Raw genomic sequence first — 23,510 nt, 5'->3', positions numbered from 1 at the left:
GACGCCCGGCCGGTCCGCCGCCCGTCAGCGGCCGGTGCGGGCTTCGGCGGTGGCCTTCAGGTCGCGCAGCCACGCTTCCAGGCCCGCGCCGAGGATCTCGGTCGCCCAGGGGACGTCGGCTTCGGCCTGGGCGCCGGTCCAGGTCTCCTCGGTGTGCACGCGCACGCCGCCCTTGACCTTGGTGAAGGTCCACAGGTGGACGCCCTCGTCGATGCGCACGCCCTGGCCGACCGCAGGCCCGCTCCACAGGATGCAGGCGTTGTGCCGGAGCTGCCGGACCGTGGAGGTGATGGTCATGGTGGTGGCGGGGGTCGTAGGCGTGGGCGGCCCCGGGGTGGTCCACCGGAACCGCGAACCCTTGCGGAGGGGGCCGGCGTCGAGGCGTTCGCTGGTGAGGACGGGGGCCTGCCACGCCGGCCAGCGCTCCACGTCGGCCTGCAGCGCGAAGACGGTGCGCAGCGGCGCCTTGATCACGATGTCGGACCGGTAGCGGATACGGGCGGTGGGGTCGACGCCCTCCCCGCGGCACTCGGGCCTGGTGTCGTGATGGGGCCGCCCGGTGGCGGCCTGGGCCACCGGGGCGCCGCTCACGAGGACGCCCGCGGCGGCGAACGAGAGCGTGAGCGCGGTGGTGCGCACGTGCGGGTGACGGGGCGAGCTCGATGATCCGTTGCTGAGCATGCTTCTTCTCCTGGTTCTGGGGGCTTGTGCGGGGATGCGGCGCGTCACGGCGTCAGGACGACCTTTCCGGCGACGGTGCCGGACTCGGCCAGGCGCATGGCGTCGGCGACGCGGGCGAGCGGGAGCCGGGCGGCGACCTGGACGGTGATGTCACCGCGCCGGTAGGCGGCGAAGACCTGGGTGAGGTCGGCGCGCAGGCGGGCCCGGAAGCGGTCCTTGGCCAGGGCGCGTCCGGCCCAGACGTTGAAGAAGTAGGCGCGGCGCCGGTTGGGCAGGGCGTGCCACAACCAGACCCGGCCGAGCAGCTTGAGGACGGGCCACTGCTTGGGCCCTTCGTCGTCGCGGGTGGACGCGCTGCCGTAGGAGACGAGGGTGCCGCCGGGGGCCAGCAGGCTCCAGGAGCCGACGATGCCGCGGCCGCCGACGTGGTCGAAGACGGCGTCCACCCCGCCGGGGGCGAGTTCGCGGATCCGGGCGGCGACGTCGCCGTCCCGGTAGTCGACCGGGACGACGCCCTGCTCCCGCAGCGCGTCGTGGTGGCGCGCCGAGGCGGTGCCGATGACCTTCACGCCCGCGGCGTGGGCGAGCTGGACCAGGACCGAGCCGACACCGCCGTTGGCGCCGTGCACCACGATGGTCTGCCCGGCACGGACGCGCGCCTTGCGGTGCAGCATCTGCCAGGCGGTGATGCCGTTGACGACGAGGGCCTCCGCCTCGGCCGGGCCGATACCGTCCGGCACCGGCACCGCGTCCGCGGCGTCGACGAGCACGTGGCTGGCCCAGCCGCCCACCTTGACCAGCGCGGCGACCCGGGTGCCGGCCAGGCCCGGGTCGGCGCCCTCGCCGACGGCCGCCACCGTGCCGACCAGGTCGTAGCCGGGCACGAACGGGAACGGCGGCTGGTCGTAGTAGCGGCCGCGGCGCATCTGCTGCTCGGCGAAGGAGACGCCCGTCGCCTCCATCCGGATCAGGACCTGGCCGGGGCCCGGGGCGGGGACGGCGCCGTGCCGGATCCGCAGCCCTTCCGGCTCGACCTCGCCCGGCAGGACGACCTCGACGAGCCCTTCGGTGTTCGCGTGCCGGCTCTGGTCACGGACCTGCATGTTCATGTGGGGCTCCCGTTCATCGCCATGGAGAAGAAGTGCGGTGCTGCGTTAGGCAGTCACGCTTTCGTTAGAAGTTATAACCGCCAGCGCATGGGGACGTCAACAAGGTTCGTGATACCTTCTAACTAAATCTTCAGGGCGTAGCTACACGGTCGGACGGACGGCAGGTCATGGCGAAGGCGGCGACGGACACCACGACCCCGCGCGAGCGCTACCGCGCCCAGGTGCGCGCGGAGATCAAGGAACACGCGCGGGAGCAGATCGCCACGACGGGGGCGTCCGCGCTCTCCCTCAACGCGATCGCCAAGCGGATGGGCATGAGCGGCCCCGCGCTCTACCGCTACTACGCCGGGCGCGACGAGCTGATCACCGACCTCGTCCGGGACGCCTACCGCAGCCTCGCCGACACCCTCCGCGCGGCCGCCGGCTCAGGCGCCGACCTGGCCGCGCTGGCGCACGCCCTGCGCGCCTGGGCGCTGGAGGACCCCCAGCGGTACCTGCTCATCTACGGCACCCCGGTCCCCGGGTACCACGCCCCCGACGACATCACGGCCATCTCGTCCGAGACCATGGCGGTCCTGCTCGACGCCTGCGCGGCGCTGCCCTCGGACGGTCCCGCGACGCCGTTCGACGCGCATCTGGCGGACCACCGCGACTGGGCCGGCGACCACCCCGCCCCGCCGGCGGCCCTGCACCGGGCGCTGAGCTTCTGGACGCGGCTGCACGGCGTCCTGTCCCTGGAGCTCGCCGGGCACTTCACCGGCATGGGGTTCGACCCCGCCCGGCTCTTCGCGGCCGAACTGGACGATCTGCTGGCGGGCTGAGCCCCGCCATCGGCCGTCCCCGCCGCCCGGCGTCAGGCGGGCTGGGCCTCGCGGGCCGGGGCGGCAGGCTCGGGAGCGGCGACGGGGCCGCGGTCGCGGGTGGCCAGGACCAGCCGCAGGGCCGTGATCCACATCAGCACCGAGCCGAGCATGTGCAGGACGACCAGCGGGGCCGGCACCCCGGTGAAGTACTGGATGTAGCCGACCGCGCCCTGCAGCAGCTCCAGGACGAGCAGCTCCACCGCCCGGCGCCGGAAGGCCGGCGGGATGTCCGCGCCGCGGAAGGCCCAGACCAGCAGGGCGACCGTGAGGGCCACGGTGATCCAGGCGAGCGCGCCGTGGACGCGGGCGACGTCCTCGATGTCGAACCCCCAGCGGCGCGACTTGGCGTCGCCGGCGTGCGGGCCGGTGCCGGTGACGACCGTGCCCGCGACCAGGACGACGCCGCACGCGGCGGTGAGGGCCAGGGAGAGGCGGTGCAGCCCCGCCGGGACCAGGGGGCGGGGCGGGGCGTCGCCCTCGCCCGCGCGGACCCACAGCGCCACGCAGAAGACCAGCAGCGCCGGGGAGACCAGGAAGTGCAGCGACACCGCCGCCGGGTGCAGGTCGGTGAGCACGACGATGCCGCCGATCACGGCCTGCGCGACGACGCTCATCGGCTGGGCGAACGCCAGCCGCACCAGGTCCTTGCGGCGCGGTCGCAGCCGCAGCGCGGCGACGAAGACGGCGAAGCCGATCGCCAGCACCACGAAGGTGAGCATCCGGTTGCCGAACTCGATCGTCATGTTCAGCGCGTGGTGCTCGGGGTTGTGCGTCGGGATCAGGCTGTCGCCCGAGCAGCGCGGCCAGTCGGGGCAGCCGAGGCCGGACTTGGTGACGCGGACCGCGCCGCCGGTCGCGACGATCCCGGCGTTGCCGAGGACGCCGAGCAGCGCGAGCAGCCGCAGGGACGCCGGGGTGGGCCGCCACACGGCGTGCCACGCTCGGATCAGCGGATTGCCCGGAGACGCCACGGCGTCGGATCGCTCAGCCACGGCATCAATCGTATGGGCGCGGGTGCGTGGCCTCGACCCGGCCCCCGCTTCGGGCTCAGCGGCCGTAGGGGCCCGGCGGCGGAGGCGGCAGGAAGCCCGACTGGCCCTGCGGCGCCCACGGCGGCGCCTGCGGTGCCGACGGCCGGGGGACGCGCAGGAACGCCTGCCGGGCGAGGCCCATCAGGGACAGCAGCGCGTCGCGGCGGGTCTCGAACCAGTGGGGCTCGGCGATGCCGCGCTCGGCCCGCTTGTGCAGCAGGGACAGCTCGGTCGCGGCGAGCTGGTAGTCGGTCATCGCGCGGGCGGCGGGCCGGCCGCCGACCGAGGAGGCCCAGCGGCGGGCGGCGCGGCGCGCCGACAGCGAGTGCAGCATCCGCACGTCCTGCGGGGTGACCAGGCCCGTCCCGGCGTACATCGGCAGGTAGGTCTCGATGCGGCGGACCGTGCCGCGCCGCTCCACCGCGACGATCACCATGAGGACGATCAGGACCACGAAGTCCAGCAGGTACACCAGGACCAGGCCGCCGCCCCCGAAGGCGGTGGAGCCGTTCCACAGGCCGTGCATCACCATGGCGGCGAGCAGGCCGAGCAGCGGCGCGATGATCCGGCCGCGCCGGTGGGTGGCGGCGTAGGCGACGCCGAGCCCGGTCATGGAGGTGAACAGGGGATGGCTGAGCGGCACGACGAGGCCGCGCAGGATGAAGACGGTCTGCAGCTGGTGCGCGCCGCCCTCCTCGTAGGCCCGGACGTAGTAGGTGATGTTCTCCATCATCGCGAAGCCGAGGCCGACCATGCAGGCGTAGATGATGCCGTCGGCGTAGCCGTCGATCTCGTTGCGGCGCAGCCAGAGCAGCCCGAACAGCACCGCGCCCTTCAGCGACTCCTCGATCAGCGGGGCGCCGAAGGTGGCGCTGATGTAGTGCCCCTTGACCTCGCCGAAGACCGGGACGGTGATGTAGAGCAGGCCGAGGGTGTTCAGGACCAGGGCGCCGAAGACGGCCACGCCCGCGCCCCACATGAACGAGAACACCAGCACCCGCGGCGGCTCGGGCTCCATCCGGTCCAGGGTGAGCACCAGCGCGATCAGCAGCGGGATCGGCAGGATGGCCAGGACCAGCCCGACCCAGAAGGCCGCGCCGCCCTGGACGGCGTCCAGGGCCAGCGCCAGCAGGGCGCACAGCGACGACACCGCGACGCCGAAGATGAGGGCGACCGGAGGCCGTCCGGGGATTCGCCCTTCCAGTACCGCCTTGGGATCCACGCGCGCCATGCGGTGAGCGTAACCGCAGGGCCGGGCACCAGGGGTCAGCGGGGCGTCACCGGCCGGTGATCAGTGCAGGATCGGGTCGACGGCGACGGCGGTGAACAGCAGCGCCAGGTACACGTTCGACAGGTGGAAGAACCGCATCGGCCGCAGGTGGACGCCGGTCTGCCCGGCCCGCACGGCCTTCAGCAGCCGGTGCCCCTCGGCCAGGAACACCGCGCCGAGCACGACGGCGACGGCGCCGTAGACCGGGCCCATTCCGGCCACCGGCCACAGCAGGAGGGAGCAGGCGACGGTGGCGTAGGTGTAGACCAGGCTCTCGACGATGACGCGGTGCTCGGTGGCCACGACCGGCAGCATCGGCACGTTGGCGACCGCGTAGTCCTCGCGGTAGCGCATGGCGAGCGTCCAGGTGTGCGGCGGCGTCCACAGGAACACCACGCCGAACAGCACGAACGGGGTCCAGGCGATGCCGCCGGTGATCGCCGTCCAGCCGATCAGCACCGGCATGCAGCCGGCGATGCCGCCCCACACGACGTTCTGCGAGGTGCGCCGCTTCAGCAGCAGCGAGTACACGAAGATGTAGAACAGGATCGCGAACAGCGACATCGCGGCGGCGAGCACGTTCACCGAGAGCGCGAACCCGATCGTGGACAGCGTCGCCAGGGTGATCCCGAACACCAGGGCGCGGCCCGGCAGGACCAGCTCGCGGGCGAGCGGGCGGCGCCGGGTGCGGCGCATCTTGGCGTCGATGTCGCGGTCGATGTAGCAGTTGATCGCGTTGGCGGCGCCGGCGGACATCGTGCCGAACGCCAGCGTCAGCAGCACCGTGCCGAGCGGCGGCACTCCCCCGGCGGCCAGGAACATCACCGGGATGGTGGTGATCAGCAGCAGCTCGATGACGCGGGGCTTGGTGAGCGCCACGTAGGCGCGCACGCTCGCGCCGACCGACCGGGGTCCGGCCGCCGGCTCGACGAGAGTCGCAGGCGCCCCCGGCACCTGGTCGTCGAGATCGATCCCGAGCTTGTTACTGAGCACCGTCACCATCGGGTCCACGTTCGAGTAGGGAGAGTCATCGCGTACCACCGAGGTGGTCCCCCGCGATCGGATCGCGCCACGGGCCGGCTGCGATCTGGGTCTGGAGTAAGCAGTCGCGGCCGTCGTCGCCGGCCGCGCCCTCACTTTAGTCCGCCCCCTCCGGGGGTCGAGCACCGGGGCGGCGAACGCGCCGCCGAAGGGGGTGAGGGGGGCCGGGGCGCCCGGAGCGAAGCGACGAGCCCCGGCATCGGGGTCTCCCCGAAAAGGCACTGCGTCATCCCCCCTCGGTTCACCCGTGCGGGGGGTTAGCTCCGGACCGCTTCGGGCAAGGGTCACCTTGTGTGGCACGGCGTGGCGCCCCCGCGGCATGACGCCGCCCACATCACATCGAGGACGATCCGAGCTCAGGAACGGCGGCCCGCCGGTTCGATAGGCTCGCCGCGGGCCCGGCGCGATCTTCGCCGGGTCCCGGCGAGGCGGCCGTCCCGGCGTTCGCGCCGGCCGTCCGGCCGGGCGTGTTCCGCCGATCTCGGGGAAGACAGGCGGCGCGGGCCGTGTTGCGGTCTCATGGGCCCGATGCCCGGCCGGCGCCGCACGACATTGCAGCTCGACGTTGCAGCACAAGTGGTTCGAGAGGAGCCTGGCGTTCCGTGAGTGGGGACAACAGCACGTTTGAATGGTCCGACCTGGACCGGCGGGCGACGGACGTGGTCCGCGCCCTCGCCATGGACGCGGTGGAGGAGGCCGGCTCGGGTCACCCGGGCACGGCGATGAGCCTCGCGCCCGCCGCCTATCTGCTCTTCCAGCGCTTCCTGAAGCAGGATCCGACCGACCCCAACTGGGCGGGCCGGGACCGGTTCGTGCTCTCCTGCGGGCACACCAGCCTGACCCTGTACATCCAGCTCTACCTGTCGGGCTACCCGCTGTCGCTGGACGACATCAAGTCGCTGCGCAAGTGGAACAGCCTCACCCCCGGCCACCCCGAGCACGGGCACACCGCCGGCGTGGAGACCACCACCGGGCCGCTCGGCCAGGGCCTGGCCAACGCGGTGGGCATGGCGATGGCGGCCCGCCGCGAGCGCGGCCTGTTCGACCCCGACGCGCCGCAGGGCGAGTCCCCCTTCGACCACACCGTCTGGGCGATCTGCTCCGACGGCGACATCGAGGAGGGCATCAGCCACGAGGCGAGCGCGCTCGCCGGGCACCAGCGGCTGGGCAACCTGGTCGTGATCTACGACGACAACCACATCTCGATCGAGGACGACACCTCGATCGCGATGTCGGAGGACGTCAAGGCCCGCTACGCGGCCTACGGCTGGGACGTGCACAGCGTCGACTGGACCGAGGGCGGCGAGTACAAGGAGGACGTCGGCGCGCTGGCCGCGGCGCTGGAGGCCGCCAAGGCCGAGACCGGCCGCCCCTCGTTCATCGCGCTGCGCACCATCATCGGCTGGCCCGCGCCGAACAAGCAGAACACCGGCAAGATCCACGGTTCGGCGCTCGGCGCCGACGAGGTCGCGGCGACCAAGAAGATCCTCGGCATGGACCCCGCGGAGAGCTTCGTGGTGCCCGAGGAGGTGCTGGCGCACGCCCGCGAGGTGTCGGACCGGGGCCGCGCCGAGCACGCGCGGTGGAACAAGGCGTTCGACGCCTGGCGGTCGGCCAACCCCGAGCGCGCCGCCGAGTACGACCGGATCGCCGCCCGCCGGCTGCCGGCGGGCTGGACCGACGCGCTGCCGGAGTTCGAGCCGGGCAAGGACATCGCGACCCGCGCCGCCTCGGGCGAGATCCTGTCGGCGCTGGCGCCGGTGCTGCCCGAGCTGTGGGGCGGCTCGGCCGACCTGGCCGAGAGCAACAACACCACGATGAAGGGCGAGCCGTCCTTCATCCCCGAGGAGTTCCAGACCAAGGACTTCCCGGGCGGGCCCTACGGCCGCACCCTGCACTTCGGCGTGCGCGAGCACGCGATGGGCGCGATCCTCAACGGCATCGCGCTGCACGGCGGCACCCGCCCCTACGGCGGCACCTTCCTGATCTTCAGCGACTACATGCGGCCGGCGGTCCGGCTGGCGGCGCTGATGAAGCTGCCGGTCACCTACGTGTGGACGCACGACTCGATCGGCCTCGGCGAGGACGGCCCGACGCACCAGCCGGTCGAGCAGCTGTGGTCGCTGCGCGCCATCCCGGGCCTGGACGTGGTCCGCCCGGCCGACGCCAACGAGACCGCCGTGGCGTGGCGGACGGTGCTGGAGCACAACGACCGCCCGGCGGGCCTGGCGCTGACCCGGCAGAAGCTGCCGACGCTCGAGCGCGGCGACGGCATCGCCTCGGCCGAGGGCGCCGCCAAGGGCGGCTACGTGCTGGCCGACGCCAGCAACGGGCAGCCGACGGTGCTGATCATCGCCACCGGCAGCGAGGTCCAGCTGGCGCTCGCCGCCCGTGAGACGCTGGAGGAGGAGGGCACCCCGACCCGCGTGGTGTCCATGCCGTGCGTGGAGTGGTTCGAGGCGCAGGACGAGTCCTACAAGCAGGAGGTCCTGCCGCCGCGGGTCCGCGCGCGGGTCTCGGTCGAGGCCGGCATCGCGCTCGGCTGGCGCTCCTTCGTCGGTGACGCGGGCGAGTCGGTCGGCCTGGAGCACTTCGGCGCCTCGGCCGACTACAAGACGCTGTTCGACCAGTTCGGCATCACCGCCGAGCGCGTCGTCACCGCCGCCAAGGCCAGCCTGATCAAGGCGGGCGTGGCGGACGCGGGCCGCGGTTCGACCACCGGCAACTGACGACCCCCCGTCCGCGGCGGGTACCGCGGACCTCGATGAGGAGGAAGCATGAACGAGGCACTGAAGAGGCTCTCCGGCGAGGGCGTGTCCATCTGGCTGGACGACATCAGCCGGGACCGGCTGCGGACGGGGAACCTGGAGGCGCTGGTCAAGGACAAGAACGTGGTGGGGGTCACCTCCAATCCCACGATCTTCGCCAAGGCGCTGAGCAAGGGCGACGCCTACGACGACCAGGTCCGCGACCTGGCCGTCCGCGGCGTCGACGTGGAGGAGGCCGTGCGGGCCATCACCACCTACGACATCCGCTGGGGCTGCGACGTGCTGCGGCCGGTGTACGACCGCACCGACGGGCTGGACGGCCGGGTGTCGATCGAGGTCGACCCGCGGCTGGCGCACGAGGCCGAGCGCACCACCGCCGAGGCGCGGGCGCTGTGGTGGATGGTGGACCGGCCCAACCTGTTCATCAAGATCCCGGCGACCCAGAAGGGGCTGCCGTCGATCGCGCAGGCGATCGCCGAGGGCATCAGCGTGAACGTGACGCTGATCTTCTCGCTGGAGCGCTACGGCAAGGTCATCGACGCCTACTTCGAGGGCCTGGAGCAGGCGCGCGAGAACGGCCTGGACCTGTCGAAGATCTCCTCGGTGGCGTCGTTCTTCGTCAGCCGGGTGGACACCGAGATCGACAAGCGGCTCGACAAGATCGGCTCGGACGAGGCCAAGGCGCTGCGCTCCAAGGCGGGCCTGGCCAACGCCCGGCTCGCCTACAAGCTGTACGAGGAGAAGTTCGCCTCGGACCGCTGGAAGGCGCTGAAGGACGCCGGGGCCCGGCCGCAGCGCCCGCTGTGGGCGTCCACCGGCGTGAAGGACCCGGACCTGTCCCCCACCCTGTACGTGGACGGGCTGGTCGCGCCCGGCACCGTCAACACGATGCCGGAGGCGACGCTGGACGCCGAGGCCGAGCAGGGCGACCCCTCGGGTGACACCGTCCGCCCGAACTACGCCGACGCGCAGGCGCACATGGACGCGCTGAAGAAGGCCGGCGTGGACTACGACGACGTCGTCAAGGTCCTCGAGGAAGAGGGCGTGCAGAAGTTCGAGGCGTCCTGGACCGAGCTGATCGCCTCCGTCCAGGGCGAGCTGGAGAAGAAGGGCCAGGGAGCCGTGGCATGACGTCGGTGGTGACCGCCGGCGGCGTCTCCGTCACCCTGCGCGGCGACGCCGTCGACCAGGGCGAGACTGTCCTGGACCGGCTCGCCTACGACGGCGTGCCGCGTTCGCTGGCCGCCGGCGGCACCACCCTGTGGGGCCCCGACGCCGCGCCGCTGGCGGCGCGGCGGCTCGGCTGGCTGGAGCTGCCGCGGACCGCGCGTCCGCTGGCCGCCCGGCTGGCCGGGCTCACCGGCGCCGCCCGCGGCGCCGGGCTGGACCGGGTCGTGCTGTGCGGCACGGGCGGTTCGGTGCTCGCCGCCGAGGTGATCGCCCGGTCGGCGGGGGCCGCGCTGACCGTCCTGGACACCACCGACCCGCACCAGGTGGGCGCGGCCCTCGCCGGCGGCCTGGCGCGGACGCTGGTGGTGGTGTCGAGCCGGAGCGGCACCGGCGTGGCGGCCGACGCGCTGCGCCGGATATTCGAGCGGGCGTTCGCCGAGGCCGGGATCGGCGGCGACGACCTGGCGGGCCGCTTCGTCGCGGTCACCGATCTCGGCACCCCGCTGAACGACCTGGCCGTCGAGGCCGGCTACCATATCGTGCACTCCGAGCCCGACGTCGGCGGCCGCTACGGCGCGCTCGGCGCGGCCGGCCTGGTGCCCGCCGCGCTCGCGGGCGTGGACGCGGCGCGGCTGCTGGACGAGGCCGCCGCGCTCGTCCCGGCGCTGGACCAGCCCTACGACAACCCCCCGCTCGCGCTCGGCGCGGCGCTCGCCGCGAGCGCGCTCGGCGGCCGCGACAAGCTGGTGCTGGCCGACCACGGGTCGGGCCTGCCGGGCCTGGCCGGCTGGGTCGAGCAGCTCGTCGCCGGGGCCACCGGCAAGGACGGCAGGGGCCTGCTGCCGGTCGTCCTGGACGGCGCGCACGACCCCGGCTTCGAGCTCACCGGCGACCTGCGCCGGGTGGTCCTCGGCAGCCGGCCGGACGAGCCGGGCCCCGGCCGCGAGGCCGGGATCAGCGTGGCGGGCCCGCTCGGCGCGCAGTTCCTGCTGTGGGAGTACGCCACCGCGATCGCGGGGCGGGTGCTCGGCGTCGACCCGTTCGGCGCGCCGGACGAGGCCGCCTCGGCGGCCGGCACCGCGGCGCTGCTGCGCTCGGAGGAGGGCGCCGCGCCGACCGTCGTGTCCAGCCCGGCCGTGCTGGTGAGCGGCGCGGTGGAGGTGCACGGCCCCGAGGGGCTGCTGAAGGGTGTCAAGGACCTGTCCGGCGTGCTGGACGCGCTGCTGGCGGCGCCGCCCGACGGCGGCTACCTGGCGGTCCTGGCCTTCCTGGACCGCGACGGCGACGCCCGGGCGGCCGAGCTGCGGACGCTGCTGGCGGCCCGCGCGGCGCAGGTGCGCCGCAAGCCGGTTCCGGTCACCTTCGGCTGGGGGCCGCGTTTCCTGCACGCCACCGGCCAGTACCACAAGGGCGGCCCGCAGAACGGGGCGTTCCTGCAGATCACCGGCGCCGTCATGCGGGACCTGCCGGTGCCGGGCCGGCCCTACAGCCTCGCCGAACTCCAGCTGGCGCAGGCGTTCGGCGACCTGCGGGCGCTGCGCTCACTCGGCCGCCCGGTGGTGCGGCTGCACCTGCGCGACCGCGCCGAAGGCGTCGCCCAGCTCGTCGAGGCGCTCAAGGACTAGCGTTCCGCGACCGGACACCAGAAGATCGCGCAGAAGGTCGCAAATGTCGCGTCACTCCTGAAACGATGGGGGTCAGGAGGAACGGTGTCCGGATACGACGTACTGACGCGCGGCGACGTGCTGCACGCGGCCCTGCAGGCGCGTGACTATCTCGTGGGCTGCGGCGTGCCCGGCGCCCTGGCCGGCAAGGACCCGCGGCTGTGGGGGCGCCGGACGGTGGACCACAACCGCCTCGGCTGGCTGGACCTGCCGCACGCCTCGCGCGGGCTGCTGGAGCAGATCGACGGCCTGGTCGCCGAGGCCCGCTACTCCGGCCTGGACCACGTCGTGCTGATCGGGGTGGGCGCCGAGGCGCTCGCCGCGCAGGCGATCGTGGAGGGCCGGCCCGGCGCGGCCGGCGGCGGCCTGACGGTGCTGGACGGCGCCGACTCGGCCGCGCTCGGGTTCGCGCTGGAGCGCCTGGACCGCACGCTGGTGGTGCTGTCCAGCAAGGCCGGGGTGTCCCTGGAGGGCGACGCCTACCGGCGGATCTTCACCGCGGCGTTCCGCGCGCACGGCCTGTCCGAGCGCGAGATCGCCGGCCGGTTCCTGGTGATCACCGATCACGGCAGCCCGCTGCACGACTTCGCCCGCCAGTGCGGCTACCGGATCGGCCTCACCGACCCCTACCTGCCCGGCCACTTCGGCGCGCTGTCGGCCTACGGCCTGGTCCCGGCGGTGCTCGCGGGCGCCGACGTGCACCTGCTGCTGGACGAGGCGGCGGCGCTGGCGCCCTCGCTGGCGCAGGCCGAGGACAACCCGGGCCTGCTGCTCGGCGCGATCCTCGGCGGCTGCGCCCAGCAGGGCTCCGACGGGATCGCCCGCGACAAGGTGGTGCTGCGCGAGCCCGGCGGGGGCGGCGCGCTCACCGCGTGGATCTCCCAGCTACTGGCCGTCGGCACCGGCAAGCGCGGCCGCGGCGTGCTGGCGTTCGCGCCGCCGGGCTGCCCGCAGCCGCTGCCCGACACGCACGGCATCGCCATCAACCCGAAGCAGGCCGCGCCCGAGGACGCCGACACCTCGCTGTGGGCGCCGCTCGGCGCGCAGTTCCTGCTGTGGGAGTACGCGACCGCGGTGGCGGGCTGGCTGCTCGGCGTCAACCCCTTCGAGGCCGGCAGCAGCGCCGTGCAGGAGGCCGAGGACGACGCGGCGGCGCTGCTGCGCGAGGCCGGCACCGGGCCGCTGGACACCGGCCGCCCGGCGTTCGTCGACGGCGGCGTGGAGGTGCACGCCGACCTGTCCTGGCAGGGCGGCCGCGACCTCGGCTCGGTCGTGGCGGGCCTGCTGGACCGGGTGCCGGGCACCGGCTACCTGTCGGTGGCGACCTACCTGTCCGGCGAGTTCTCCGGCCGCTACCTGGCGCCCGCGCTCGCGCGCGGCGCGCACCGGCCCGTCTCCTACGGGCAGGGCCCGGGCTACCTGCACGCGACCGGCCCGGTGCACAAGGACGGGCCGGGCACCGGCGCGTTCCTGATCATCACCGGCGAGCCGGCCGGCGACGACCCGCTCGGCGACCCCCCGGTGCCGGGCCGCCCCTACGGCCTGGCCCGGCTGCAGCTGGCGCGCGGCCTGGCCGAGACGCGCGCGCTGCGCGACCGCGGGCTGCCGGTCGTCCGGCTGCACCTGCGCGACCCGGTCGCCGACGCGGGGCGGGTCGCCGAGGTGGTGCGCGCGGTGTCGCTGTCGCTGTCGGGGGCCTCCCGCCCGTGACCGGATTCACCTCGGTCGTGTCGGGCGACACGGCCATCACCGCACGGGGCCCGGTCCGCGAGGCCGCCGAGCGGGTGCTCGGGCGGCTGTGGATCGACCAGGTGCCGGTCCGGCTCGCCTCGGAGGACCCGGGCCTGTGGCCCACCGGGCGGGACGGCGCGGCGGTGTGCTGGCCCGGCCAGCCCGGCTCGTCGCGGGCGCTGCTGCCCCGGCTGCGCGAGCTGCGCGACGCGGCCCGCGACGCCGGGCTCACCGACGTGGTGCTCGCCGGCCGCGGCGCGGCGGCGCACGCGGCCGGGCTCATCGTGCGCTGCTTCGCCGACGGGACGGGCGCGCCGCCGCTGGTGCTGGACGGCGCCGACCCCGCGCCGGTCGCGCGGCTGGTCGCCGACCGGGCGCGGCTGCACCGCGCGGTCGTTGTGCTGGCCGGCGACGACGCCGGCCACGACGCCGTCCGGCAGGCCCTGTCCGAGGCGTTCGCGGAGATCGGCCTGTCCCCCGCCGAGATCGCCGCGCGGTTCGTGGTGGTCGCCGCGCCCGGGTCGGCGGCGGCGAAGCTCGCCGCCAAGGCCGGGCACCCGCTGGTGGAGGCCCCCGCGCCGACCGCGTTCGGGGCGCTGTCGCCCTACGCCCTGGTCCCGGCGGCGCTCGCGGGCGCCGACGTGGGCGCGCTGCTGGACCAGGCGGCCACGGTGCTGCCCGCCCTCACCCGCCCCGAGAACAACCCCGGCCTGGTGCTCGGCGCCATCCTCGGCGGCGCGGTCCGCGCCGGCCGCGGCACCGTGGTCATCGGCGGCTACCCGGCGACGCTGCCGGGCCTGGCCGACTGGGTCGCGGCGCTGCTGCCGGCCGCGACCGGCGGGCGGCTGCTGCCGCTCGTCCAGCACGGCGGGGTGCCGGTGCTGCCGGGCGAGGAGGTGTTCCTGGTGACGCTGGACGGCCGCCCGCACCAGGACGACGCGACCGTGAGCGGCCCCCTGGCCGCGCAGCTGGTGGTGTGGGAGTACGGCGCCGCCGTCGCCGCCTACCTGCTCGGCGTGGACCCGCTCGCCCCGCCCCGGCCCGACCCGGTCGCCGACCCGCGGCGCGACGAGCCGCTGTTCGTGGACGGCGAGGCCGCCGGGGCCGTCGCCGCCTACACCGCCGACCCCGGCCTCGCGCGGGCGCGCGACCTCGGCGAGCTGCTGGACGAGCTGGTGGCGCGCGCGGCGGCCGAGGGCCATCTGCACATCGCCGCCTTCCTCGACCCCGACCCGGTCGCGGGGCAGGGCCCGCAGGTCAGGCGCCTCGCGGCGGTGCTGGCGGCGCGTGCGGCACGCCCCGTGACCGTCGGCTGGGGTTGCCGTTACCCCGCGATAGGGAATGATCATCGGGAGAAGGGCGTATACCTGGTGTTGTCCGGTGACGTCCCCCACAGCGCCACGCCTCCGGACCGGCGACACCTGCTCGGCCCGCTGCAGGCGGCGCGGGCCGCGGGCGCGGCCGGCGCGGCGGCGGCGGCCGGGCGGCCGGTGGTGCGGTTGCGGCTGCACGACCGGCGGGAGGGCCTGGCCGGATTGTTGGAAACGGCCCGGTCGGGGGCATGAACCCGTTCTTGCCGGACAACGTGATAGCCGACCGTGAGCGTGGGCAGGAACGCCCACGCAGAGTGCTGAGATTGCGAAAAGAGGGGGCGCCCACGTGAGCGACACACCCAATCCGCTCCGGGATCCCCGGGACAAGCGGCTACCACGAGTGGCCGGCCCGAGCGTGCTGGTGCTGTTCGGTGTCACCGGGGACCTGTCCCGAAAGAAGCTGCTGCCGGCCATCTACGACCTGGCCAACCGGGGGCTGCTGCCGCCGGGCTTCTCGCTGGTGGGCTTCGCCCGCCGCGACTGGGACCACCAGGACTTCCGGCAGATCGCCTACGAGGCGGTCAAGCAGCACGCCCGCACGCCGTTCCGCGAGGACGTGTGGACCCACCTGGCCGAGGGCATGCACTTCGTCCCGGGCGAGTTCGACGACCCCGGCGCGTTCGAGGCGCTGGCCATGGCGGTCAAGGAGCTGGACGAGAGCCGCGGCACCGGCGGCAACTACGCCTTCTACCTGTCGATCCCCCCGAAGTTCTTCCCGCAGGTGGTCGAGCAGCTGCAGCGCAGCGGCCTGGCCCACGGCGACGACGCCGGGCACGAGGGGTTCCGGCGGGTCGTCATCGAGAAGCCGTTCGGGCACGACCTGAAGAGCGCGGTGGAGCTGAACGACACCGTGCACCGCGTCTTCCCCGAGGAGTCGATCTTCCGGATCGACCACTACCTCGGCAAGGAGACGGTGCAGAACATCCTGGCGCTGCGGTTCGCCAACACGATGTTCGAGCCGATCTGGAACCGCGGCTTCGTCGACCACGTGCAGATCACCATGGCCGAGGACATCGGCATCGGCGGCCGCGCGGGCTACTACGACGGCATCGGCGCGGCCCGCGACGTCATCCAGAACCACCTGCTGCAGCTGCTCGCGCTGACCGCGATGGAGGAGCCGACCTCCTTCAGCGCCGAGGCGGTCCGGGCGGAGAAGGCCAAGGTGCTGTCGTCGGTGCGGGTGCCCGAGGACCTGTCCCTGGCCACCGCGCACGGCCAGTACTCCTCGGGCTGGCAGGGCGGCGTGCGGGTCAAGGGGTACCTGGAGGAGGACGGCATCCCGGCCGACTCGCGCACCGAGACCTACGCCGCGGTCAAGCTGGAGATCGACAACCGGCGCTGGGCGGGCGTGCCGTTCTACCTGCGCACCGGCAAGCGGCTCAGCCGCCGGGTGTCGGAGGTCGCGCTGATCTTCCAGAAGGCGCCGCACCTGCCGTTCTCGCTGACCGACACCGAGGAGCTCGGGCAGAACGCCCTGGTGATGCGGGTGCAGCCGGACGAGGGCATCACCGTGCGGTTCGGCTCCAAGGTGCCGGGCACCTCGATGGAGATCCGCGACGTCAACATGGACTTCGCCTACGGCGAGTCGTTCACCGAGTCCTCGCCCGAGGCCTACGAGCGGCTGCTGCTGGACGTGCTCATCGGCGACCCGCCGCTGTTCCCGCGCCAGGAGGAGGTCGAGCTGTCCTGGAAGATCCTCGATCCGATCGAGGAGTACTGGTCGGGCAGCAGGAGGATCGAGCAGTACAAGTCCGGCGGTTACGGCCCCGACAGCGCCGACGAGCTCATGGCCCGCGACGGACGCGCATGGAGGCGGCTCTGATGAACATCGACCTCACCGACACCACCACCCGCAAGATCCAGGACGCGCTGACCCAGGCCCGGCACCTGATGGGCGGGCCCGCCGTCGGCATGGTGCTCACCCTGATCATCGTGACCGACGAGTCGGCGCAGTACGACGCGGTGCGCGCGGCCACCGAGGCGGCCCGCGAGCACCCCTGCCGGGTGCTGACCGTGATCTCGCGCGACTCGCGCGGCAGCTCCTCGCGGCTGGACGCCGAGATCCGGATGGGCGAGACCGGGCCCGGCGAGACCGTGCTGCTGCGCATGTACGGGCCGCTGGCCGACCACGCCGACTCGGTCGTGGTGCCGCTGCTGATGCAGGACACCCCGGTCGTCACCTGGTGGCCGGGCGGCAAGGTGCCCAAGATCCCGGCCGAGGACCCGCTCGGCCGGCTCGCCTCGCGGCGGGTCACCGACTCCTACGCCGCCCGCGACCGGCTCGGCACCCTCGCCCGGCTGGCCGAGGAGTACCGGCCCGGCGACACCGACTTCACCTGGACCCGGCTGACGTCCTGGCGGACGCTGCTGGCGGCGACGCTCGACCAGCCCTACGCCGAGATCCTGTCGGGCTCGGTGTCGGGCGAGCCCGACAGCCCGAGCGCCGAGCTGCTGGCGGCGTGGCTGTCGGTGCGCCTCGGCGTCAAGGTGAGCCGCGAGGTGTCCGACGGCCCGGGCATCACCGGGGTGAGCCTGAAGACCAGGGACGGCGACATCGAGATCTCCCGGCCGGACGGCCGGGTGGCCACGCTGTCGCGGCACGGGCAGCCCGACCGGCAGGTGTCGCTGATGCGGCGCCCGATGGCCGACCTGCTGGCCGAGGAGCTGCGGCGGCTGGACCCCGACGAGGTCTACGAGGACGCCGCGCGGCGGTTCGCCAAGGAGCAGGCCGCCGCCGGCGAGCCGGCGCCGGAGCCCAAGGCGGAGCCGAAGAAGGGCGCGGGCAGGTCGCGCGCCAAGGCGGCGGACGGGCCGGACGCCTCGTGAGCGCCCCGTCGGTCCTGGTCCACCGCGACCAGGAGCTGCTGGCCAAGGCCGCGGCGGCGCGGCTGGTGACGCGGATCGTGGACGTGCAGGCGGCCCGCGGGTCGGCGTCGATCGTCCTGACGGGCGGCGGCGTCGGCACCGCGGTGCTGGCCGAGCTGGCCGCCACCGGCGCCCGCGACGCCGTCGACTGGCGCAACCTGGACATCTGGTGGGGCGACGAGCGGTTCCTGCCGGCCGGCGACCCCGAGCGCAACGAGACCGGCGCCCGCGAGGCGCTGCTGGACCACGTCGGCGTCGACCCGGCGCGGGTGCACGCGATGCCCGCGCTGGACGGCCCCGGCGGCGACGACCCGGAGGCGGCCGCCGCGCGGTACGCCGCCGAGCTGCGCGCCGCCGCCCGGCCCGAGGACCACGGCCCGGTGCCCTCGTTCGACGTGCTGATGCTCGGCGTCGGCCCGGACGCGCATGTGGCGTCGCTGTTCCCCGAGATGCCGGCGCTGCACGACGAGCGGCCGGTGGTGGCGGTGCGCGGCGCGCCGAAGCCGCCGCCGACCCGGCTGTCGCTGACGCTGCCGTCGATCCGGGCGGCGCGCGAGGTGTGGCTGCTCGCGGCGGGCTCGGCCAAGGCCCGCGCGGTCCGGCTCGGCCTGTCGGGGGCGGGTCCGGTGCAGGTGCCGGTGGCGGGCGCGCAGGGCCGCCAGCGCACGCTGTACCTGCTGGACCGGGCCGCCGCGGCCGAGCTGCCGCCCGGGCTGGAGCGCATCGCCTCCCCCTGAGCCCGTTCCCCCCGATCCTTCCCCCGCCCGCCGCATACTTCGGCGAGCGGGGGAAGACCTATCTGGTCGATCGAAGAGGGGGTTTCGTGGTGAAGGGACGGACGGCGACGGCGCTCACCGGTGTAGTGCTGATCGGAGCGGCCGGGTGTTCCGGCGGCGGCAGCGGCGGTGGCGGTGGTGACACGGGCGGCAAGGACGGCAAGGCCGCTCCCCCGGTGATCACTCCGGCCAACGGCACCAAGGACGTCGCCCCCGACCAGCCGGTCACCGTCAAGGCCGGCAAGGGGAAGCTGACCGAGGTCACCGTCGCCGACGCCAAGGGCAACAAGGCTGCGGGCGCGCTCGCGCCGGACAGGTCGTCCTGGAAGTCGGCGTGGGGGCTGCGGCCCGGCACCACCTACACCGTCACCGCCAAGGGCGAGGGCGGCACCGGCACCTCCACGTTCACCACGCTGACGCCGCGCGCGAAGCTGGAGAGCGGCATGTCGCCGCTGGAGGGCGAGAAGGTCGGCGTCGGCATGCCGGTGCAGCTCATCCTGTCGCGCCCCGTGGCGACCAAAGAGGCCAGGGCCGCGGTGGAACGCGCGCTGGAGGTGCGGATGTCGACGCCGGTGCCGGGCGCGTGGAGCTGGGTCAGCGACAAGGAGGTCGACTTCCGGCCGCAGCAGTACTGGCCCGCCGGGCAGAAGGTCCAGGTCGTCGCGCATCTGGCCGGGCTCAAGGTCGGCGACGGGGTCTACGGGATGAAGGACCGGACGCTGAACTTCACCGTCGGCCCGCAGCACATCACCAAGATCGACGCGAAGAAGCACGTCGCGAAGGTCACCGACGGCGGCCGGACCGTCCGCACGATGAACGTGAGCCTCGGCAAGCCCGGCGACGACAGCTACTCCGGCGTGATGATCGCGCAGGAGAAGGCCGCCGACATCGTCATGGACTCGGCCACCACCGGCGACCCGGGCGCCTACCGCATCCCGACCAAGTGGAACGTGCGGATGACCTACAGCGGCACGTTCGTGCACGCCGCGCCCTGGTCGACCGGCGCGCAGGGCAACGCCAACGTCAGCCACGGCTGCGTGAACGCCTCCCCGGCCGACGCCAAGTGGTTCTTCAACTTCACCAACCGGGGCGACATCATCGAGGTCACCGGCACCACCCGCAAGCTGCGGTTCGGCAACGGCCCCACCCCATGGGCCAAGTCGTGGGACGCGTGGCTGAAGGACGGCGCGCTCGGCACCCCGGTGACGGGCGCGCCGCTCAAGTGACCCTCAGCCGCAGACGACGTCGCGGGCGGGCCGGCGTCCCGTCGCCAGATAGCCGTTGACCTGCGCGTTCACGCAGGCGTCCCCGTAGCCGGCCTGGTAGGGGGCGTGCACGTCGGCGCCGCGCAGGGTGACCATCCGCGAGCCCTTCAGCAGCCGGTGCAGCGCCTGCGAGGCCGGGTAGACGGTGCGGGTGTCGCCGGTGGCGCCGACGACGATCGACGGCAGCGTGGTCGCGACCTTCGTCGGACGCTCGCGAGGCGCCGTAGGCCAGAACGCGCACGGGTTGATGTTCGCGCCGATCCCGCCGAAGAACGGATGCACGCGGCGGGCCTTCCGCACGTCGCGCCAGTACACCTGCGGGTCGCGCGGGGCCGCCGCGTCGCCGCAGAGCAGCGCCGTCTGCGCGCTGCCGTAGCGGGACTCGGCGCCGGTCAGCAGGAACGCCAGGGTGTCGCCGAGCGGGCCGGTGGCCGGGACGTGCTCGCCGCGGGCCGCCCTGGCCATCCCGGTGACGGCCGACGCGAGTTCGGCGCGCGGGCCGTCCTGGTCGTTCTGCAGCAGGTTGAACAGGACGACAGGGGTGATCGTGTCGTCCGCCCGGTAGGGGCCGACGCGCAGCGGGGTCCGCGCGGAGGCCTCGATGACGCGGCGGACGGTCGCGAGCACCGCCGCGCGGCTCCGGCCGAGGTGGTAGGCGCTGTCGCGGCGCGCCGCCCAGTCCGCCCAGTGCGCGAGGGCCCGCTCGTTGGCGCCCTCGGTGCCGTGCAGCAGACGCGGACTCCACTTGTCCGGGTCGACGGCGCTGTCCAGCACCACCCGGTCCAGCCGTCCGGGGAACATCTGGGCGTAGACGGCGCCGAGGTAGGTGCCGTAGGACGCGCCGTTGTAGGAGACGCGCCGCTCGCCGAGGGCGGCGCGGATGACGTCCATGTCGCGGGCGGCGTTGCGGGTGCTGATGTGCGGGAGCACGTCGGCGTGCCGGGCGGCGCAGCGCGCGGCGAGGTCGCGGGCGAACGCGACGCCCCGCTCGAACGAGGCCCGGGTGGTGCCCGCCGACCGCACCCAGTGGCCGCTCGGCCAGCCGCAGTCGACCGGGACGCTGCGGCCGGTGGAGCGCGGGTCCATGCCGACCAGGTCGTAGCGGGCCCCGGCCTTGCCCATCAGGGCCTTGATGTAGGGCGGCATGTCGATGGCGGGGCCGGGCCCGCCGCCGTTGACGATCATCGTGCCGATCCGGTGCGCGCGGTCGGTCGCGGCGAGCCTGGAGACGGCGATCGTGACGGTCCGGCCGCCCGGGGCGGCGTAGTCCAGCGGGACGGTGACGTCCGCGCAGCGCGCGCCGGCCTTGTCCAGCTCCGTGCCGGTCTCGTCGCCGGGCCCGAGGGCGCAGCCCTTCCAGGTGATCCGCTGGTGCTCGAAGCGGCCGAGGCCCTCCTCGCCCCGCGCGGCGTGCGCGGCGGCCACGGAGGCGGCGGCGAGGCCGACGGCGAGCGCCACGGCGGGGACGACCCTGATCATGAGTTCTTCCTTCCGTCGTCGCAGAAGGCGGTGTCGACGAGCGCCAGCACGTCCTGGAACGTCCGCATGTCGGGCGCGTCCTCGTTCATCGACACCGCGAGGCGCCGGCCGCCGGTCCGCACGCCGCCGTAGGCGCTGTAGCCCTCGATGCCGCCGGCGTGCCCGGTCCAGGTGCCGCCGCAGGAGAGCGGCGTCTCGATCAGGCCGAGCCCGTACCGGGCGCCCGGCCAGACCCGGTCGGGGTCGGCGAGCACGGTGCGCCGCATCTCGGCGAGCAGGGCGGGCGGCAGCAGCCGGCCGCCGAGCAGCGCCCCGAAGAAGCGGGCCACGTCGGGCGGGCTGGAGATGATCGCCCCGCCCGCGCCGCCGGCGGAGATGTTCATCCGGGTCCGGTCGGTCCAGCGCACCGTCCCGTCCTTCTCCTCGCGGACGTAGCCGCGCGGGTGGCGGCCGCGGATGCCGGTGGCGTCGCCGGGCCAGTAGGTGTCGCGCAGCCCGAGCGGCCGGACGATCCGCCGGACGGCCTCGTCCTCGGTGCGGTGCCCGGTCACGGCCTGCACGATCATCCCGGCGACGATGTAGTTGGTGGTGGAGTAGTGCCACTCCTTCGCGGGCGGGTCCATGGCGAGGGCCCGCGCGACGAGCTCGCGCGGCTCGAAGTGCCGGAAGCGGTACTGCCCGGAGTCGTCGAAGGAGTCCATGTGGTCGGGCAGGCCGCTGGTGTGCCGCAGCAGCGACCGCACGGTGATCCTGCGGCCGTCGTAGGGCCCCTTGCGGATCAGGCCGGGCAGGTAGCGGTCGACGGGGGCGTCCAGCGAGAGGCGGCCCTCGGCGGCGAGCTGCAGCACCACCGTCGCGGTGAAGGACTTGGTGACGCTGCCGATGCGGACGCGCTCGTCCGCGCGCATCGGCCGCCCGGTCCGCAGGTCGGCCTTGCCGCTCGCGGCCGACCACGTCCCGCAGCGGGGATCCTCGATCCGGACGGCCACGCCGGGGACGCGGTCGGTCCCGGTCAGCCGCTCCATGGCGCGGCGGACGGCCGGGCGGTCGCCGCATCGCGGGGCCGCCGAGGCCGGCCCCGCCAGCACGGCCGGGACGCCGCCCGCCGCCAACGCCACTGTCAACGCCGTTGTCGTGCGTCGGAAGGTCATGGCTCAGACGCTAGGCAGCGCCGCGCCGCGCCGCAGTAGGGCGATCACCCCGGCGGCACGGGGGCCTGCCCCATGCGTGGGGGTAGCGTTGGCCGGGTGGATCTGCGGCGGACGGCACGTGACCTCGGTGTGCTCGCCGCCGCCGTCGTGATCGGCCTGTTCATGCTGCAGGGCGCCCTGGAGGAGTATCCGGGCAAGTCCTCCGCCGAGGCATGGCGCGACGTCGCCGTCGGCGCGGCGGCCATGCTGGTCCTGGTGCTGTTCCGCCGCCGCTGGCCGGTGCGGGTCTGCCTGCTGCTCACCGTCGCCTGGCTGTTCTCCGCCGTCGCGATGGGCGCGATGGCGATGGCCTCGTTCACCGTCGCGGTGCACCGCCCCTGGCGGGCGACGGCCGCCGTGGCGGCGCTGAACACCGGGCTCATCGCGCTCACCTTCGCGCTGGTGCCGCTGGGCGGCGCGCGCGAGCGGGTGCAGGCGATCGTGGTGGTGACGCTCGGCTACGCGGTGCTGATCGCCGCCGGGCTGCTGGTGCGGTCCCGGCGCCAGCTGATCTCCTCGCTGCGGGAGCGGGCCCGGCAGGCCGAGGAGGGGCAGCGGCTGCGGGTGGAGGAGGCCCGGCTGCTGGAGCGCGAGCGGATCGCCCGCGAGATGCACGACGTGCTGGCGCACCGGATCTCGCTGCTGGCGGTGCACGCCGGGGCACTGGAGTTCCCGCCGGGCGCGCCCGCCGCCCAGCGCGACGCCGCCGGGGTCATCCGGCGGACCGCCTACGAGGCGATGGAGGACCTGCGCCAGGTGATCGGGGTGCTGCGCGACGACACGCGCGGCGCCGATCCCGACCGGCCGCAGCCGACGCTGCCCGAGGTGCCCGCGCTGGTCGAGCAGGCGCGCGCGGCGGGCGCGCACGTCACGCTGGAGGACGGGCTGCCCGACGCGCCGGAGGTGCCCGACCGGATCGGCCGGCACGCCTACCGGATCGTCCAGGAGGGGCTCACCAACGCCCGCAAGCACGCGCCCGGCGCGCCGGTGCGGGTCGCCCTCGGCTTCCCCGGGCGGGCCGGGCTCACCGTCGAGATCGTCAACCCGCCGCCGCCCGGCCCCGCCGCGGACGCCCTGCCCGGCGCCGGCGCCGGGCTGCTCGGCCTGCGCGAACGCGTCGCGCTGGTGGGCGGGACGCTGGAGCACGGCCGGACCGGCGACGGCGGCTTCCGGCTCTACGCGTGGCTGCCGGTCCCGGCGGACGAGGGCCCCGGCCCCGGCCGCGACCTCTAGG

18 protein-coding genes are annotated in these 23,510 nt (G+C 74.5%); 11 read left to right on the top strand and 7 right to left on the bottom strand.

Annotated features, from left to right (window positions below):
* Positions 1-24: 24 nt before the first annotated feature.
* Positions 25-681 carry an SRPBCC family protein gene (locus ACRB68_RS33180; protein WP_153539672.1) on the bottom strand — a complete coding sequence of 219 codons (657 nt, stop codon included), beginning with the start codon at positions 679-681 and terminating at the stop codon, positions 25-27.
* 44 nt (positions 682-725) lie between these two features.
* Complete coding sequence (locus ACRB68_RS33175) at positions 726-1,790, bottom strand: medium chain dehydrogenase/reductase family protein (protein WP_235960670.1); 1,065 nt, start codon at positions 1,788-1,790, stop codon at positions 726-728.
* A gap of 167 nt (positions 1,791-1,957) precedes the next feature.
* Here ACRB68_RS33175 and ACRB68_RS33170 point away from each other — a divergent pair, with 167 nt between their 5' ends.
* On the top strand, positions 1,958-2,611 hold the full coding sequence (locus ACRB68_RS33170) for a TetR/AcrR family transcriptional regulator (RefSeq protein ID WP_153539670.1): 654 nt from the start codon (positions 1,958-1,960) through the stop codon (positions 2,609-2,611).
* A gap of 32 nt (positions 2,612-2,643) precedes the next feature.
* On the opposite strand, the gene ACRB68_RS33165 is transcribed toward ACRB68_RS33170, so the two are convergent.
* The 3 genes from ACRB68_RS33165 to ACRB68_RS33155 are packed head-to-tail and all read right to left on the bottom strand — an operon-like array spanning position 2,644 to position 5,953.
* A complete protein-coding gene (locus ACRB68_RS33165) occupies positions 2,644-3,645 on the bottom strand; it encodes a COX15/CtaA family protein (protein WP_328595092.1) in 1,002 nt (333 codons plus the stop codon).
* A gap of 55 nt (positions 3,646-3,700) precedes the next feature.
* On the bottom strand, positions 3,701-4,915 hold the full coding sequence (locus tag ACRB68_RS33160; protein ID WP_153539668.1) for a PrsW family intramembrane metalloprotease: 1,215 nt from the start codon (positions 4,913-4,915) through the stop codon (positions 3,701-3,703).
* A gap of 60 nt (positions 4,916-4,975) precedes the next feature.
* A complete protein-coding gene (locus ACRB68_RS33155; protein ID WP_328595240.1) occupies positions 4,976-5,953 on the bottom strand; it encodes a heme o synthase in 978 nt (325 codons plus the stop codon).
* Positions 5,954-6,672: 719 nt separating this feature from the next.
* Between ACRB68_RS33155 and tkt the strand changes: the two genes are divergently transcribed.
* From tkt to ACRB68_RS33110, 9 genes are all read left to right on the top strand, one after another.
* Complete coding sequence (gene tkt / locus ACRB68_RS33150) at positions 6,673-8,724, top strand: transketolase (RefSeq protein ID WP_235960709.1); 2,052 nt, start codon at positions 6,673-6,675, stop codon at positions 8,722-8,724.
* Positions 8,725-8,772: 48 nt separating this feature from the next.
* Positions 8,773-9,894, top strand: a complete 1,122-nt coding sequence (tal, locus tag ACRB68_RS33145; RefSeq protein ID WP_153539665.1) for a transaldolase — start codon at positions 8,773-8,775, stop codon at positions 9,892-9,894.
* Positions 9,891-11,558 carry a glucose-6-phosphate isomerase gene (locus ACRB68_RS33140; RefSeq protein ID WP_153539663.1) on the top strand — a complete coding sequence of 556 codons (1,668 nt, stop codon included), beginning with the start codon at positions 9,891-9,893 and terminating at the stop codon, positions 11,556-11,558. The genes tal and ACRB68_RS33140 overlap by 4 nt, the downstream gene beginning before the upstream one ends.
* Before the next feature lie 84 nt (positions 11,559-11,642).
* The gene (locus tag ACRB68_RS33135) at positions 11,643-13,307 is read left to right on the top strand and encodes a phosphoheptose isomerase (protein WP_328595090.1); all 1,665 of its coding nucleotides are present in this window, start codon (positions 11,643-11,645) and stop codon (positions 13,305-13,307) included.
* Positions 13,304-14,893 carry a glucose-6-phosphate isomerase gene (locus ACRB68_RS33130; protein WP_153539662.1) on the top strand — a complete coding sequence of 530 codons (1,590 nt, stop codon included), beginning with the start codon at positions 13,304-13,306 and terminating at the stop codon, positions 14,891-14,893. The genes ACRB68_RS33135 and ACRB68_RS33130 overlap by 4 nt, the downstream gene beginning before the upstream one ends.
* 94 nt (positions 14,894-14,987) lie before the next feature.
* The gene (gene zwf, locus ACRB68_RS33125; RefSeq protein WP_328595089.1) at positions 14,988-16,523 is read left to right on the top strand and encodes a glucose-6-phosphate dehydrogenase; all 1,536 of its coding nucleotides are present in this window, start codon (positions 14,988-14,990) and stop codon (positions 16,521-16,523) included.
* The gene (locus tag ACRB68_RS33120) at positions 16,523-17,527 is read left to right on the top strand and encodes a glucose-6-phosphate dehydrogenase assembly protein OpcA (protein WP_153539660.1); all 1,005 of its coding nucleotides are present in this window, start codon (positions 16,523-16,525) and stop codon (positions 17,525-17,527) included. The genes zwf and ACRB68_RS33120 overlap by 1 nt, the downstream gene beginning before the upstream one ends.
* Positions 17,524-18,303, top strand: coding sequence for a 6-phosphogluconolactonase (pgl, locus tag ACRB68_RS33115; RefSeq protein WP_328595088.1), 780 nt, complete (start codon positions 17,524-17,526; stop codon positions 18,301-18,303). Before ACRB68_RS33120 ends, pgl begins: the two co-directional genes overlap by 4 nt.
* A gap of 86 nt (positions 18,304-18,389) precedes the next feature.
* Positions 18,390-19,568, top strand: a complete 1,179-nt coding sequence (locus tag ACRB68_RS33110; RefSeq protein ID WP_328595087.1) for a L,D-transpeptidase — start codon at positions 18,390-18,392, stop codon at positions 19,566-19,568.
* 3 nt (positions 19,569-19,571) lie between these two features.
* On the opposite strand, the gene ACRB68_RS33105 is transcribed toward ACRB68_RS33110, so the two are convergent.
* Both ACRB68_RS33105 and ACRB68_RS33100 read right to left on the bottom strand, forming a co-directional pair.
* The gene (locus ACRB68_RS33105; RefSeq protein WP_153539658.1) at positions 19,572-21,086 is read right to left on the bottom strand and encodes an alpha/beta fold hydrolase; all 1,515 of its coding nucleotides are present in this window, start codon (positions 21,084-21,086) and stop codon (positions 19,572-19,574) included.
* Positions 21,083-22,237: a serine hydrolase domain-containing protein gene (locus ACRB68_RS33100; RefSeq protein WP_153539656.1), complete on the bottom strand. Its 1,155-nt coding sequence runs from the start codon at positions 22,235-22,237 to the stop codon at positions 21,083-21,085. The genes ACRB68_RS33105 and ACRB68_RS33100 overlap by 4 nt, the downstream gene beginning before the upstream one ends.
* Before the next feature lie 96 nt (positions 22,238-22,333).
* On the opposite strand from ACRB68_RS33100, the gene ACRB68_RS33095 reads away from it, so the two are divergent.
* Positions 22,334-23,509 carry a sensor histidine kinase gene (locus ACRB68_RS33095; protein ID WP_328595086.1) on the top strand — a complete coding sequence of 392 codons (1,176 nt, stop codon included), beginning with the start codon at positions 22,334-22,336 and terminating at the stop codon, positions 23,507-23,509.
* The last annotated feature ends 1 nt before the right edge of the window (position 23,510 follow it).

Source organism: Actinomadura macrotermitis, from assembly GCF_009604375.1.
GTDB lineage: Bacteria > Actinomycetota > Actinomycetes > Streptosporangiales > Streptosporangiaceae > Spirillospora > Spirillospora macrotermitis.
Note: the sequence above shows the minus strand (reverse complement) of the source record. Positions and strands in the feature narration are given on the sequence as shown.

What these genes read in the sequence shown, in the direction of transcription:
- ACRB68_RS33180 (WP_153539672.1), bottom strand. Translation starts at nt 681, where the DNA reads ATGCTCAGCAACGGATCATCGAGCTCGCCCCGTCACCCGCACGTGCGC.
- ACRB68_RS33175 (WP_235960670.1), bottom strand. Translation starts at nt 1,790, where the DNA reads ATGAACATGCAGGTCCGTGACCAGAGCCGGCACGCGAACACCGAAGGG.
- ACRB68_RS33170 (WP_153539670.1), top strand. Translation starts at nt 1,958, where the DNA reads ATGGCGAAGGCGGCGACGGACACCACGACCCCGCGCGAGCGCTACCGC.
- ACRB68_RS33160 (WP_153539668.1), bottom strand. Translation starts at nt 4,915, where the DNA reads ATGGCGCGCGTGGATCCCAAGGCGGTACTGGAAGGGCGAATCCCCGGA.
- tkt (WP_235960709.1), top strand. Translation starts at nt 6,673, where the DNA reads ATGGACGCGGTGGAGGAGGCCGGCTCGGGTCACCCGGGCACGGCGATG.
- tal (WP_153539665.1), top strand. Translation starts at nt 8,773, where the DNA reads ATGAACGAGGCACTGAAGAGGCTCTCCGGCGAGGGCGTGTCCATCTGG.
- ACRB68_RS33140 (WP_153539663.1), top strand. Translation starts at nt 9,891, where the DNA reads ATGACGTCGGTGGTGACCGCCGGCGGCGTCTCCGTCACCCTGCGCGGC.
- ACRB68_RS33120 (WP_153539660.1), top strand. Translation starts at nt 16,523, where the DNA reads ATGAACATCGACCTCACCGACACCACCACCCGCAAGATCCAGGACGCG.
- ACRB68_RS33105 (WP_153539658.1), bottom strand. Translation starts at nt 21,086, where the DNA reads ATGATCAGGGTCGTCCCCGCCGTGGCGCTCGCCGTCGGCCTCGCCGCC.
- ACRB68_RS33100 (WP_153539656.1), bottom strand. Translation starts at nt 22,237, where the DNA reads ATGACCTTCCGACGCACGACAACGGCGTTGACAGTGGCGTTGGCGGCG.